General features: G+C 43.3%; 14 protein-coding genes, 4 tRNA genes and 1 pseudogene. 5 read left to right on the top strand and 14 right to left on the bottom strand.

Annotated elements, in window-relative coordinates:
- Positions 1-30: 30 nt before the first annotated feature.
- Genes BO225_RS03590 through ftsX (BO225_RS03570) form a run of 5 tightly spaced genes read right to left on the bottom strand, consistent with a single transcriptional unit; the run spans position 31 to position 5,395 of the window.
- Positions 31-1,479 carry a S41 family peptidase gene (locus BO225_RS03590; RefSeq protein WP_076340908.1) on the bottom strand — a complete coding sequence of 483 codons (1,449 nt, stop codon included), beginning with the start codon at positions 1,477-1,479 and terminating at the stop codon, positions 31-33.
- Between the two features lie 39 nt (positions 1,480-1,518).
- Complete coding sequence (ftsX, locus tag BO225_RS03585; protein ID WP_076340907.1) at positions 1,519-2,421, bottom strand: permease-like cell division protein FtsX; 903 nt, start codon at positions 2,419-2,421, stop codon at positions 1,519-1,521.
- Positions 2,418-3,104, bottom strand: coding sequence for a cell division ATP-binding protein FtsE (gene ftsE / locus BO225_RS03580; RefSeq protein WP_076340906.1), 687 nt, complete (start codon positions 3,102-3,104; stop codon positions 2,418-2,420). The genes ftsX (BO225_RS03585) and ftsE overlap by 4 nt, the downstream gene beginning before the upstream one ends.
- Positions 3,105-3,116: 12 nt before the next feature.
- Entirely contained in the window at positions 3,117-4,496 is a 1,380-nt protein-coding gene (locus BO225_RS03575) for a murein hydrolase activator EnvC family protein (protein WP_076340905.1), read from the bottom strand.
- Positions 4,493-5,395, bottom strand: coding sequence for a permease-like cell division protein FtsX (gene ftsX, locus BO225_RS03570; RefSeq protein WP_076340904.1), 903 nt, complete (start codon positions 5,393-5,395; stop codon positions 4,493-4,495). Before ftsX (BO225_RS03570) ends, BO225_RS03575 begins: the two co-directional genes overlap by 4 nt.
- 515 nt (positions 5,396-5,910) lie before the next feature.
- Between ftsX (BO225_RS03570) and BO225_RS03565 the strand changes: the two genes are divergently transcribed.
- Complete coding sequence (locus tag BO225_RS03565; protein ID WP_076340903.1) at positions 5,911-6,507, top strand: hypothetical protein; 597 nt, start codon at positions 5,911-5,913, stop codon at positions 6,505-6,507.
- A 17-nt stretch (positions 6,508-6,524) separates the two neighbouring features.
- Here the strand turns inward: BO225_RS03565 and BO225_RS03560 are convergent, their stop codons facing one another.
- From BO225_RS03560 to BO225_RS03550, 3 genes are all read right to left on the bottom strand, one after another.
- Entirely contained in the window at positions 6,525-6,941 is a 417-nt protein-coding gene (locus BO225_RS03560) for a DUF2871 domain-containing protein (RefSeq protein WP_076340902.1), read from the bottom strand.
- Positions 6,942-7,061: 120 nt separating this feature from the next.
- A tRNA-Ala gene (locus tag BO225_RS03555) sits at positions 7,062-7,137 on the bottom strand.
- A gap of 21 nt (positions 7,138-7,158) precedes the next feature.
- Positions 7,159-7,235, bottom strand: a tRNA-Ile gene (locus BO225_RS03550).
- A 327-nt stretch (positions 7,236-7,562) separates the two neighbouring features.
- On the opposite strand from BO225_RS03550, the gene BO225_RS03545 reads away from it, so the two are divergent.
- A complete protein-coding gene (locus BO225_RS03545; protein ID WP_076340901.1) occupies positions 7,563-7,772 on the top strand; it encodes a hypothetical protein in 210 nt (69 codons plus the stop codon).
- 203 nt (positions 7,773-7,975) lie between these two features.
- On the opposite strand, the gene BO225_RS03540 is transcribed toward BO225_RS03545, so the two are convergent.
- From BO225_RS03540 to BO225_RS03525, 4 genes are all read right to left on the bottom strand, one after another.
- Positions 7,976-8,051, bottom strand: a tRNA-Ala gene (locus BO225_RS03540).
- Positions 8,052-8,069: 18 nt separating this feature from the next.
- Positions 8,070-8,146: transfer RNA gene (locus tag BO225_RS03535), tRNA-Ile, on the bottom strand.
- A gap of 51 nt (positions 8,147-8,197) precedes the next feature.
- On the bottom strand, positions 8,198-9,325 hold the full coding sequence (locus BO225_RS03530) for a YcjF family protein (protein ID WP_076340900.1): 1,128 nt from the start codon (positions 9,323-9,325) through the stop codon (positions 8,198-8,200).
- A 12-nt stretch (positions 9,326-9,337) separates the two neighbouring features.
- Positions 9,338-9,805: a YbaK/EbsC family protein gene (locus BO225_RS03525; protein ID WP_076340899.1), complete on the bottom strand. Its 468-nt coding sequence runs from the start codon at positions 9,803-9,805 to the stop codon at positions 9,338-9,340.
- A gap of 133 nt (positions 9,806-9,938) precedes the next feature.
- Between BO225_RS03525 and BO225_RS03520 the strand changes: the two genes are divergently transcribed.
- Positions 9,939-10,217 (top strand): hypothetical protein, encoded by a 279-nt coding sequence (locus BO225_RS03520; RefSeq protein ID WP_143356758.1) that lies wholly within the window; start codon positions 9,939-9,941, stop codon positions 10,215-10,217.
- A gap of 238 nt (positions 10,218-10,455) precedes the next feature.
- Here the strand turns inward: BO225_RS03520 and BO225_RS12685 are convergent, their stop codons facing one another.
- Positions 10,456-10,698 (bottom strand): hypothetical protein, encoded by a 243-nt coding sequence (locus BO225_RS12685; RefSeq protein WP_233120281.1) that lies wholly within the window; start codon positions 10,696-10,698, stop codon positions 10,456-10,458.
- 21 nt (positions 10,699-10,719) lie between these two features.
- A pseudogene (locus BO225_RS13075) lies at positions 10,720-10,848 on the bottom strand (HNH endonuclease domain-containing protein); the annotation flags it as partial.
- 317 nt (positions 10,849-11,165) lie between these two features.
- On the opposite strand from BO225_RS13075, the gene istA reads away from it, so the two are divergent.
- Entirely contained in the window at positions 11,166-12,710 is a 1,545-nt protein-coding gene (gene istA / locus BO225_RS03510) for an IS21 family transposase (protein ID WP_076340897.1), read from the top strand.
- Positions 12,703-13,434: an ATP-binding protein gene (locus BO225_RS03505; RefSeq protein WP_076340896.1), complete on the top strand. Its 732-nt coding sequence runs from the start codon at positions 12,703-12,705 to the stop codon at positions 13,432-13,434. Before istA ends, BO225_RS03505 begins: the two co-directional genes overlap by 8 nt.
- The last annotated feature ends 104 nt before the right edge of the window (positions 13,435-13,538 follow it).

The raw sequence follows: 13,538 nt of genomic DNA, 5'->3' as shown, positions 1-13,538 counted from the left end.
AACACCCCCTTAATTTAATTTTTTGATCCTCTATTCTGCTTTGATCAATTCGATCGCCTTTTGAAGCTGAACATCGTCCTCCATCTCTTTTTGATTCATTTTTAAGCTGACCTCTTGTTCAAGAACTTCCCACGTCTTGGCGTCGACTTTGCCATTCGCCTCCAATTGATGATCTTCCTGGAACTGCTTGAGCGCTTGGGCCGATTGGGCCGAGAAATAGGAATCCACCCGATCCACAGGATAGTCAAGATATTGTAAAAAGAGCTGCAAAGCTTGCGCGTTGGGATTCACGCTATCTTGTTCAAATTCAAGATCTTCTTCTTGGGTGGAATAATACGATTGCCGGATCGCCGTATCTTCGACTTCGACATCGGGCGCGAACCCTTTATTGTTGATCGACTCACCAGAAGGTGTGAGCCATTCCGATTCTGTGTATTTTAAAGAAGTTCCATCGCTGAAAGGGACGAGCACTTGCTTCGTTCCTTTTCCATAGCTTGTCGAACCGATCGTTGTCACCTTGTCTTTGAGATTGTCTTTCAAAGCGCCAATGAGCACTTCCGAAGCACTAGCGCTATTTTCGTTTTGCAAGAGGACGATCTGATCAAATTGAGCTGGCGTATACGAATCGAGCACTTCGCTTTCTTCAATCTTTCCATTGCGTGTCTTTTCCTTGAACACGATGCTTTCCTTAGGAAGAAGGGAAGAAGCGATCTGAATGGCCGCGTCGAGATAACCGCCCGTATTGTTGCGAAGGTCGATGATGATCTTTTTGATCCCTTTTTCTTGCAAGCGTTCGACCGCTTTTTTAAAGTCTTGTCCGCTATGTTCGGAAAAGCTAGAAAGAACGATTTCTCCATATCCGTCAAATTCACGGCAGATCACGGTCGAATCATACACGCCCGGAACGACGTGGACATTTTTCGGCTCTCCATTCCGCATCAAGGTGATGTCTAGATTTTGGCCATCATGATTTTGAATGAGCGTGATCAAATCTTCGCTGGAGATGTCGCTGACCATTTTCGAGCCCACCTTGGTGATGACATCGCCTTCTTGAATGCCCGCTTGATCAGCGGCCGAATCGATAAAGACGCTTTTGACGACCATATTGTTGTCGGCGTCGCGATAAAAGCCCGTGCCAATGCCGACATTGCTTCCGCTTAGCGCGTCCGAAAAATCTTTGGCTTGATCAAGGCCAAGATAGTTCGTGTGTGGATCGATCTCGTTGCTGCTCATCCCGACGATCGATTGCTCGATCAATTGATCCTCCAAATTTTCGATTTGCGCGCCATAGTACCATTGATTCTTTAAAAGCGAATAGACCGTCTCTAATTTTGAGAATTCTTGGCTGTCGATGCCTTTTGCCTTCTCGATCAACATGGGCACGCTCACGCCGGCCCCAAAACAAGCAACACATAAAAGGAGGATGAGTCCTTTTTGCTTAGCGCTCTGTCTTTCGCTTGGTTTTTTTGTTTTCTTCATGTTTTCTCCCCTTATTATTCCAAAAACGATAGGATGGCCCTATCGTTTTTCGCGTATGTATTTATTCACGGCTAAAAAGCTGGCAAACCATCCGATCAAGATGGCGGATACGATCAAAGCGCTCCCCGATAGGGCGATGATCGTATGGACCGGCACGAGTTCAAGGATGCGCGCGAACAAATAGCCATGCAAGCTTTCATACAGCTTAGGATATCCATAGGCGACTAGTCCAAAGGGGATGATCGCTCCGCAAAGCGAGATCATGATTCCTTCGATTTCAAATGGCCGTTTGACAAATGAATTTTCGGCGCCCACTTGTCGCATGATAATAATATCGTCCGATCTCGAGTAAATGGTAGTACGGATCGTATTATAAATCAAATAGAATGAAAGGATGAGCAAAAGAACGATCGCCACGATGCCAATCGTTCGCACTTTTGCCAACAGCGCCACCAGTCCGGTCACGCTCTTTCCCCCATAGGCCACATGCGCCACCCCAGGAATTTCTCGGATCTTTTTGGCAAGTTCTTGGATCTGTTCTCCGTCTTTGGCGTAGACAAAAAACGCGTTCCCCAAAGGATTTTCTTCCCCTTCATAGAGCTGGAAGGCTTCTCCCTTTTCTTCGATCATGAGCTGCAGTTCTTCTTCTTTGCTGGAAAAGACGACGTGATCGCTTTGAGAAAGCGATTCGATCTGCTCTTGGATCGACTGAAGCTCTTCTTCGCTTTGTATGGCCGGATCAAGAACGACATGGATCGAAAGATCTTGTTCGACACTTTTTGAAAAAGATTCCACACTGACTCCGACGATCAAAAAGGCGACGATCAAAAAGAGGGTGACCATGACGGCGCTCATGGCCGAAAGCGATACGAGCAGGTGGCGCCGTAAGCCAAGCCACGCGTATTTGATCTCGTATCCAAGCAATGTCCACCATTTTCTCATACGGAGCGGTACCCGCCTACTCTAGAGTCGTGGATCACATAGCCGCCATCCAAGATGATCGTTCGTTTTTTAAATTCGTCGACGAGCACTTTATCGTGGGTGACCATGACGATCGTCGTGCCGAAATTTTGATTGATCTTTTCGAGCAGCTGGATGATTTCTAAGCTTTTTTCAGGGTCTAGATTTCCGGTCGGCTCGTCGGCGATCAAGATCTTTGGTCGGTTGGCGATCGCTCTTCCGATCGTGACCCTTTGTTGCTGGCCGCCTGAAAGCTCGTCCGGATAGCTTCTAGCCTTGTCTTTCAAGTCGACAAGTTCGAGAATCTCGCGCACTCTGTTTTTGATGTCTTTTTTACGCATGCCTACGACTTCTAAGGCGAAGGCGATATTTTCATAGACAGTCAGCTTTGGAAGAAGGCGATAATCTTGGAATATGCAGCCGACATTGCGTCGATAGGCCGGGACTTTCCGATGCTTGAGGGCGCCTACATCGACTCCATCGACGATCAGTTGTCCAGAGTCGCTCACTTCTTCGCCATTGAGCAGCTTGATCATCGTGCTTTTTCCAGAGCCAGTAGCGCCAATCACGTAGATGAATTCGCCATCTTCCACTTTGAGATTGACGTGATTGAGGGCGTGCACTCCATTCGGATAGGCTTTGCTTACATCTTTAAATTCGATCATAGACTCTCCTTTCTAAGAGAAGAATTTTTCGGGACGCTCTCGGCACGGGGTCCTGCCCCCTGTCGCATCGCAAGAAGTTCCTGTGCCGCTCCATCCCGTTCCCCAAGCGAAGTCGGCGTTTTTCGAAAAGCGACTGACGGCTTCTTCGACGCTCATTTGTCCTAGATTGTAGATTTCGATATGGCAATGGGGGCCGGATGTGTTTCCGGAATTGCCTGTGGCCGCGATCTGCTGGCCTTGCGCGACGCTTTGTCCGGCGCTGACCATAAAGTTTTCTTGGGCTAAGTGGGCAAAGGAGATCGCGTACAACGTTCCATTGACGTTGCAGAGCATTTCGATCGTATTTCCTCCGCCATATGGGTAGCCGCTCCAGTTTCCTAAATAGCCGGAATTGCTTGGAACGGGATTGTTGGCGTAGAGGATGAGTCCATCGGCTGGAGCATAGACGGGTGTTCCGATCGGAACGCCCCAATCTAAGCCTAAGTGAAGGCCTCCTCCAGGATAAGCCCATGTGCCTGCCGTCTTTCCTCCCCCTGCGATCGGGGCGCTAAAGCCTGGAACGCTAGCGATCATGACGTTGCCCATGGCGGTCGAGATCGTAAAGTTGCGGATCGAATCCATATCGATTTGGGCTTCGCGCTTTTTGGCTTGGAGCTCAAGGATCTGGGCTTGGTATTGTTCGACCATTTTATTATAGCTTTCTTCTAAAGCTTGGGCTTGGGCTCTTTGTTCTTCGAGCTGCGTCTTTTGGCTTTCTTGTTCTTGTTTGAGGCGGTCCATTTCGGATTTTTGGAGTTCGAGCTCGGCTTTGAGCTCGTTCAAGCGTTCGATCTGGTCTTGGTCGTCTTCGGTGATGCGCTCGATGCCGCTGATGCGGCGGAGCATGTCGTTGAGGTTCTTGCTGCCCATGACGAGGTCGATGATCATATTGGTGCCTAAGTTGGCTTGTTCAAAGCGCATCCTTTCTTTGATCTGGGCGTCCCACGCTTCGATTTCGGCTTGTTTGGCTTCGATTTCTTGTTGGAGCGTTTGGATGTTGGCTTCGATTTGCTGGATGGCCGCTTCTTTTTCGGCGATCTGGGTATTGAGTTGTTCGGCGAGCGCTTTTTGTTCTTGGGCAAGCGCCGCGACTTGGTTCGTGTCGTTTTCAAGGGTTTGGATCGATTCGTTGAAGCTTTGGATGCTTTGGGCCAATTCTTCTTTGCGTTTGTTTTGGTATTCTTGAAAGCCTTGGCAAGCTTTTACGCCCTCTTGCGATGTTTGGGGTTTTGAACATGTCGTATACCATTCTTCGGTGTTGGAGTAGTCTTGGGCAAAGAGGGGCGTAGAGAAGGAATACAAGCTCAAAGAGAGCGCTAGGATGGCTGCGCTTGTTTTTTTGAATGTGTTCATCGGATAAATCTCACATATTTTCTAACGGCTAGATAGGAGCCGACCAATCCTGCGCCTAAGCCTAACAAAAGCAAAAAAGCGACAAGATAGAGAATAAAGGGGATCGGTGAAAGAAGGATGAACATGTCGGATAAAAAGACACCGTTCATCGTTTGATATAAGAGCGGATAGCCAATGCCGGCGATCAGGGCGGGGATCAAGGCGCCTCTTAGGCCGATGATCATTCCTTCCAATACGAATGGGACCGTGATGAACCAATTATAGGCGCCGACTTGGCGCATGATGGCGATCTCGTCCTTACGGACATGGATCGTCATTTTGATCGTATTTCGTATGAGATAGATGGCTAGCAGGATCATGAGGGCGACAAAGAGAGTGCCCCATATGCGGACATTTTTAAAGAGGGCGATGAGTTTTTGGATCGCGCCTCCGCCATAGCTGACGTCGATCACGCCATGGATCGTTTTCGCTTTTTTTGAGATCGTTTCGATTTGGTCGGCGTGATCGGCTTCGATCAAAAAGACATTATAGAGGGGGTTTCTTCCTTCTTGAGCGTATTGGGCGAAGATGTCTCCGTTTTCTTGGATCAATTTGTCGAGTTCCTCTTCTTTGGAGGAATAGGTGACGTTCTTGACGCCTTGGATGTTGACGAGCTGTTGCTGGATGTTTTCTTGTTGTGAAGCATCGAGCGTTGGCTGCAAGGAGACTTGGATCATAAGTTCTTGTTCGATATGTTGGGTGAAGTTGGCAATATTTGCAGCGCTGATCAGCAAAAGCATGGCCATGAGCAAAGCGATCCCGATCGAGAGCGAGGCGGAAAAGGTCATGGCAAAATGTCGTTTTAGATCTAGGCTGGCTTTGCGCCAAAGTCTTGGCAAGCTTCTAAAAAATAGAGTCATTTTCATCCTCCGATCGGTCACATTATATCACAGCATTGCTTCTCCCTAAAAATTCATGTAATTTTACATATTCGGGGCGAAAGTCACATTGTTTCCCAAATTAGAGGCATAGTTTATCGATAAGAAAGCGGTACCTTATAGGTGTGTTAAGGGACACGTAAAAATCTCTTCTATAATCTCTCTCCTTAAATAAACTTAAAAAATACAAAAGTGGCAGATCTTCTGTCGCTTTTGCTTTTTTTGGGAATGAAAATAGAAAAAAGAAGCGTCCCGAAGAACGCTTCATAGAGGTCGTCTTTTTTTTGTTTCTCACTAGCACAGCAAGCAAATTTGGACCTCTGAGTCAGCAATATAACGAATATTACACCAATAGTAAAGTATAATTTCGGGGATTTTGTAACATTTATCAAAAATAATTCAAAAATGCATCAAAAGAAGTCTTTCTTTTTCAGGATCGTTTTTTGTACTATAGGAATTAGGATCAAGAAATAAAGAAAAAGAGAGGAAGATCTACGTTGAATCGCAACTATAACTATGTGTTGGCGCCCAAAGTTTTTTGTGGATGTTCTCATTCGAGAGCTGTGATCGAAGGCGATCATTATGTTTGTCCTAGTCAAGATGGTGTAAAAAAGATTCGTAGGGGTGTTTTGGATCCGATCATCCTAGAGTGTGCGATCGAATTTTTGACGTTGGAAAACATAGCGAAGATCGCTAAGATCGTCAGCCAAGAATACGCGAAGGAGAAACAAGGCCGTTTGTCTTTGGCTTCGTTCGAAGCGCGTTTGCAGACATGCATGCGCGAAAAAGAAAAGCTGATGGCTCGAATCGAGGATGGAAACGTTTCAGAGTCGGAGTTAGCACGGGCTTTAGAGCTCAAAAAAGAAGAGATCCAACTACAAGCTTTGATCGAGCAAGAGAAGAAAGAGTCGATCGTTTTGAGTGAGTCGATGGTGATGGATCGATTAAAAGAGGTCCAAGAAAACGTCCGAACCGATCCAAAATATGCTTGGAGTCTGATCGATTTGCTGATCGATTCGATCACGCTTTATGAAGACTCTGCGCTCATTCGGTTCAACACAGGTGAAACGCAAAAAGTGAACACTTTCGATTAAGAAAGTGTTCGCTTTTTTTATTGATCGCTGGCTAGCTTTCGTAGAATGAACAAGAAAATGAGCAGGCCGATACCCATGGCCATGTGGCCGAGTCCTGCAATTCCAGAAATCATGCCGTTGGCCATCGCGGATAGGGCGATCGCTTTGACTTGAAGGATGCCTCGGATGATCATCATGATCGCGCTAAGGATGAGTCCTCCATTGTATAGGATCATGAACAAGGAAAAGTGTTTGGCTTGTTCTAGATCGAATTTTGTGGAGAAGAGGGCCACGATCAAAAACATCACCATGCCCAACAGTAAGAGGTGTCCATGGACTTTTCCAAGGGTGCTGATGTTGGTAAATTGATTTATTTTTGTAAATTCTCGATAGAAGACGCCTGCTGCCAATCCTGCAAACGCATAGAAGATCGACCAGTTTAAATATTGTTTCATTGTTTTCCCTCCTGTTATGAACATTGTTCATTTTAGTCGGTGATAACTCGCTCTACAAGAGAGAAGACTGAAAACAAAAAAAGAACACTTTCTAAGAAAGTGTTCTTTAATTTTAAAAAATGGTGGAGCGTAGGAGGATCGAACTCCTGACCCCCTGCGTGCAAAACAGGTGCTCTCCCAGCTGAGCTAACACCCCACATTGAAACAATCAAATACATGGTGGGCCTGAATGGACTTGAACCAACGACCTCACCCTTATCAGGGGTGCGCTCTAACCACCTGAGCTACAGGCCCGATTTGTTTTCTGATTGCTCACTTATAATACGTCATCCCTACCTTTAAGTCAACAAAAAAAATATTTTTTTTAGCTTTTGCTCTCAAAATAAAACGGGTAATGGTCATGTTTTGTTTTTGAATGCGCCATCCTACCTGTTAGAGACTGTAAAATATCCTTTAAATGGTTAGATTGGAAATGGATATTTTGATTGTTTATAATTAGAGAAAGGGTTGGCTTTTTTACAACCAAAAAAATTTTTTTCATTTTTTTTAGCTCTATCGTTGTTGATAGTGTAAATTTTAGCTATAATATTACGTAGAAAAACGAGAAAGCGGAGGTACCTCATGTCAAGTCCTGCACAAATTAGGGCAAGCAATAAATACAACAAAACACATACGATTTTAAAGGGGATCCGGTTTAACAAAAACACGGAAAAAGAAATGATCGAATGGTTAGAGAATCGTCAATTTTCTCCGTATGTGAAGCAGCTCATCCAAGCGGATATGGAAGCCCATAAGAAACAAAACCAAGACTATAAAGAAAGCAGAGAATGATCTTCTCTTTTCTTTACGTTGATAGTATAAGTATTTTATCATATCTTTCTAAATTTTCATTGTTCTTCTTTCTCGCTCCATATAAAAAGCAAGCCGACGAATTTTAACAAAGAAAGGGATGTCGACTTGCATTGTAATTATACCATAATGTGGCGAAAAAAAAAAGAACACTTTCTTCAAGAAAGTGTTCGTTGTTTTTAAAATGGTGGAGCGTAGGAGGATCGAACTCCTGACCCCCTGCGTGCAAAACAGGTGCTCTCCCAGCTGAGCTAACACCCCACATATTAATTCAGCAAATGGTGGGCCTGAATGGACTTGAACCAACGACCTCACCCTTATCAGGGGTGCGCTCTAACCACCTGAGCTACAGGCCCGATTGCTGAATTCTCATTTATAATACCCTACATCTTGGGGTGTGTCAAACATTATTTTAAATTTTTTTTGAATAGTTGAGTGATTTGTTTTTTTCCGGCGCGGGTTTCGAGATCTTCTTTGCGGATCTCGCCTTTGATGATCATTTCCATCAAGCGGATGTAGGCTTCTCCCATGGCGGTCGTGATCAGGCTGGCGGTGGTTGCGGAGATGAGTCCGCCGCCAAGACTGCCTGCGCCTGGGATGAGTTTGAGCAGGTTGGCGCTGAGAGTCCTTCCGAGTCCTGTGGCTAAAAGGGGTCCGATCGTGGCGCTCATAAAGGCGGTCAAAAAGCGTTTGTTGGCTTCAAATCCATAGATGATGGTGATGGCGGCGATCATAGAAACTTGCGTAGGAACGAGCAGAGCAGCATCCGCGAAAGGAATGGGTGTGAATCCTTCGGTGAAGCTGGCGCTCACGGCTGTGGCGATCGCTTTTCTAGCGCTCTTTTTTTTTGCGTCGAGATTGGCGATCTGCACGTTTTGAAAGGCTTTTTCTAATTCTTGGGGCAATGCTTCGCTCATCAGATCGACTAAATGGTCGAGTCCATACGCTTTGGCGGTGTACTCGTCGTCAAATTCCATATCTTTGGCGAGGACGGGGACGACTTTGACGATGTCTAAGTTTTCTTTTTCGATCAGCTGCTTCATTTCTTGCGCTTTTTTCTTAGGTATGGCTTGAGTGAGCACGATGAAGATCGGGACTTTGAATTTTTGATTTTCCGAAGTCAAGGTCCTTAACCATTGGAGTTCGGTTTCGTCGAAGGTTCGATTGGCGCCTACGTTGATGCAATACCAAATACAATGGATGGCGTCGTTGATGTCTTTGGAGCGAGCTCCTTGTTCGAGGAGTTCGATGATTTCTTCTTTGACTTGTTTTTGTTGCGAAGAAGAAAGTTCGAAGCCAGGCGTATCGTAAATAACGAGTGGAACATCTTTCTTTTCGATTTTACGGATTTCTTGAGTGATCGGTCTTCCTAGTCCGGTTTTGGCGAGTTCGCCTCGAAACATCGTGTTGATGAGCGTGCTTTTTCCAACACCCGATTTTCCAATAACTAAGATATTGAGCGTATTGAGGTCATTGATTTTTTCTTGGATCGTTTCTAAACATTGTTTGACGATCGTTTCGGTTTTGATTTCCATGCTGGCTCCATCTTATTGGTCTTTGGCTACATCGACCCAGTCGATGGCTTGCGAGATTTCATACAGTTGTTGTGGGGTGAGTTTTATGGCGTTGTTCCTTTCTCCGCAGGCTGGATAAACATAGTCATAGTTTTGCAATGAGCGGTCCAAGTAAACGAAGACATGATCGTTCACCCCAAATGGGCAGACGCCACCTACTTCATGGTTGGTGTATGCAAGAACTTGGTCGCTAGAGAGCATGTGGGGTTTGGTGTGGAATGTGCGTTTGAATTTTCCGTTGTGAACTTTTCGATCCCCAGCCAAGAGAACCATGATGCATCCTTCTTCGGATGAGAAGGTCAACGATTTAGCGACTTGTTCTGGCTGGATATGAAGGGCTTTGGCGGCTTCTTCTACAGATGCGCTCGATTCATCGAGAGTGATGATCGACTCGGATAGTTGATATTTGGCTAGATGTTGTTTAACTTGTTCTACTCTCATAGTGTTTCCTTCCTTTTGTGCTTTAGTATAGCACGATTCAACCTAATGAGTTGTAATTCTAATAAAGCAAAATTATATAATAGAATTTGATAAAATTTAGTATAATGGTATTAATAGAAAAGAGAAATTGATTATGTCTAGACAAAATTATAATAAATATCGCACCAAAGGTGGATACCAAAATACTGGATATGGTTACTCTATCCATACCCTTCGACAAGATACAGAACGAGAATCATGTTATCAATGCCAGTTTTGTGAAAACGCTCTATGTATTAAGACAGGTCTATATATTCCACAACTTGGTAAAAACTCATATAAAAATTGCAAATATTACCCAAAAAATATACAAAAAAACCCAGCTAAGATACCGTTAAAATCAAATACAAAAAAAAGAAAATCAAGGGAATAAACCTAAGCCTGGATCCGAGTTAAAAAAGCCTATAAAAAATAAAATAATCTTTCATGCCAAATACGGAAAAGGAAGAATCGTTTTAATTGAAGAAGAAATCGTTACAATTTTATTCAGATCTATTGGAAGAAAAAAAATCAATTGGGAGCATTGCATAAAAAACGGTTTAATTATATCCAGTTAAAAAGTTGTGGGAGTTGACCTAAAAAATCAACTCCCACAACAGTAATTTGTATTTTTATTTATACGTCCAAATCGTAAAACCTTGCAGTTCAGCTGAATTATAGATTGGACGAATATTTTGAACAAGAATGTTTTTAAATTCTTCTTTGGTCCGTCCAGGAACAAACAACAGTTCTGTAGCCCAAATCTCATTTAAATTATCTTGACGACAACGATCAAACTTAAATCGAATCTTTTCATTCGAAAACACACAACAATAAAGAAACCATTGAATATCTACAAACCGTTTTATATACACATCCCAGCTCGGTAAATGATTGCTTTTAGATGAATTGATATTCGGTTCCGTTGGGACTAAATTCCATAATTCATCGTTTCCAATATAACTCCATGGGATAAAATGATCTAAATCAAAATTCTTAAAATTTATAGGTTCCCCTGTATAGATACTACAAATTTGTTCAGCAGATGTTTTTGAAATTTCGACCCATAAATCTCTAACTAATTTTAACTTACGAATTCCATTATTCTTCCATGATACTTTAGCAATTATATTTGGAACACCTGAATTTTTGGATTTGAATATTACGTAACTTCAAGTCCACCCAATACGCTAAAATAAGTCCACTGGATACGGTGGCAAAGTCCACCCGTTCCGCTAGAGAAGCCCACCACTTTTCGAATATATTCTCGCCTCTTGACTATAAGATATAGAGTGATAAGTATTTTTATACTTGTCCAATCTTGCAGTCAGGAGGTGTTTTTATGCGAGATGTTAAAAAGGTTTTGGAGATGCGATCCCAGAACCATAGTCAGCGGCAGATTTCTATATCATTGAAAATTTCCAGAGATACGGTCAGAAAAATTTTCAATATCGCTAACTCAAAAAAAATCTGCTGGTCTTCGATCAAAGACCTTAACGAGCCGGATGTTCAAAAACTTTTATTTGAGGAAGATTTAAAAATTAATCTATCGATCAAACAGCCTGACTTTGATTATGTTCATAAGGAACTTCTGAAACCAGGCACAACGATCAAGCTGTTATGGCAAGAATATGCGCAGGCTAGCCGAACAGCGGGAATCCCATTTTATCAGTACAGTTACTTCTGCGAAAAGTACCGGGAATATGTCAATAAGCACAAGCTTACGATGCATATCAATCATAAACCTGGTGACAAGCTGATGGTGGATTGGAACGGGACGCGAATGACAGTTTATGATCAATACACTGGCGAAATGATTCCGGCCTACTTGTTCGAGGCGACTCTTCCTTTCAGCATGTATAGCTATGTACAGGCCTGTCCAAGTATGAAAATAGGCGATTGGATCGACTGCCATATTCAGGCTTATCGTTATTTTGACGGTGCGACACGCCTTCTGGTTCCCGATAATCTAAAGACTGGAGTGATATCTCATAAAAAATATGAGGATCCGATCCTGAACAAATCATACCAGGAGATGGCGGATCATTATGATACAACGATCCTTCCTGCCAGGGTCCGCAGGCCAAAGGATAAAGCAGCAGTGGAAGGCGCTGTCGGTGATTGTACGGTAGCCATTGTCGGAAAACTTCGAAACAGGAAATTCTATTCATTTGATGATCTCAACCGAGCTATTTTCAAAGAATTGGAAAGATTCAATACCAGGCCTTTTCAAAAACGAGAAGGATCAAGAAAGAGTGTATATATGGAGGAAGAATTTCCATTCATGAAACGTCTTCCGGAATATCCTTTCGAAATGAGCACATGGAAAAGAGCCAAAGTACAATTGAATTATCATGTCTCGGTAGAAAAAATGAACTATTCGGTTCCTCATGAATACGTTGGAAAATATGTCGATATCAAACTTACTAAAAGTGCAGTAACCATCTACTATAAAATGAATCAGATCTGCACACATGACCGCTTATATGGCAGGGTCAATCAATATTCGACAAATGAAAGCCATATGCCGGAAAACCATCAAAGATTTCAGTGGAATAAGGAGCGGTTTCTGAAATGGGGCGCTTCGATGGGAGAAAACACATTGATCATCATTCAAAAATTATTCGATCGGTATAAAGAGGAAGAACAAGCCTATAAAGGCTGCTTGTCTATTCTTAAACTTTACGATAAATACGGAAAATCCAGACTGGAAAATGCGTGTCGATTGGCGTTGGAGCACATCAGCCAGCCTGGATATAGAAATATTAGAATGATACTTCAATCGAATCAAGATTTGAAAGAGAGAAAGAACGATCCACAAAAAGAAAAGAATGAATACGCATTTGTAAGGGGAAAAGACTACTATGGAGGAAAATCCAATGAATAAAAAAGATCTGATGAAAAAACTCAAACACATGAAATTACCGATCATGGCGGAGCAGTATGAGCTCCAGACAGAAGACCCTGCTTATTCTCAATTATCCTTTGACGAAAGATTTTCCGAATTGATCGACATGGAGTACAACAGCCGAGTCAATCATACGATCGAGCGATATATAAAAAATGCACATTTTTATGATTCTTCGGCAAGCATGGAATCCATCAACTATGATCCGGAAAGAAAATTGGATCGATCTCAAATGGAAGAACTGGCAACGAACAAATATCTCGAAAAAGGATTGAACGTGATCTTTGTCGGCGCCTCCGGATGCGGAAAGACCTGGCTGTCAAACGCATTGGGCGTTCACGCCTGCAGAGATCGAAAAACGGTATTGTACATTCGCCTGCCGGAACTGTTTTCCAAATTCGAAGAAATGCGGATCCAAGGAAAATATAATGAATACCTGAAGAAACTGGGAAAATACGATTTTGTCATCCTGGATGAATTTCTATTAAGATCCACAAGCGAAACAGAACGAAGCGATCTGCTAGAATTGATGGAAATCCGGTGCAATAAGAAATCAACGATTTTCTGCAGCCAGTATTCATTTGACGGATGGCATCAGCTGTTAGATGGAGGCCCGATCGCAGATGCGATCCTGGATCGTATCATCAATTCTTCTTACCTAATAACCCGTAAGCGGGAATTAAAACAGCGGGTAGCAGCCTGATGAAAGTTAAAGTAGAGTAACCACAGGAGGTGGCTACCCTATGGAAACGAATACCACTGCTCATAATGAAGATCTTGTATTTACCGAGATTCCTTTTCCAAAAA

The sequence above is a fragment of the Dubosiella newyorkensis genome (assembly GCF_001945605.1).
GTDB lineage: Bacteria > Bacillota_I > Bacilli_A > Erysipelotrichales > Erysipelotrichaceae > Dubosiella > Dubosiella newyorkensis.
This window is presented reverse-complemented; position numbering and strand designations above follow the sequence as displayed.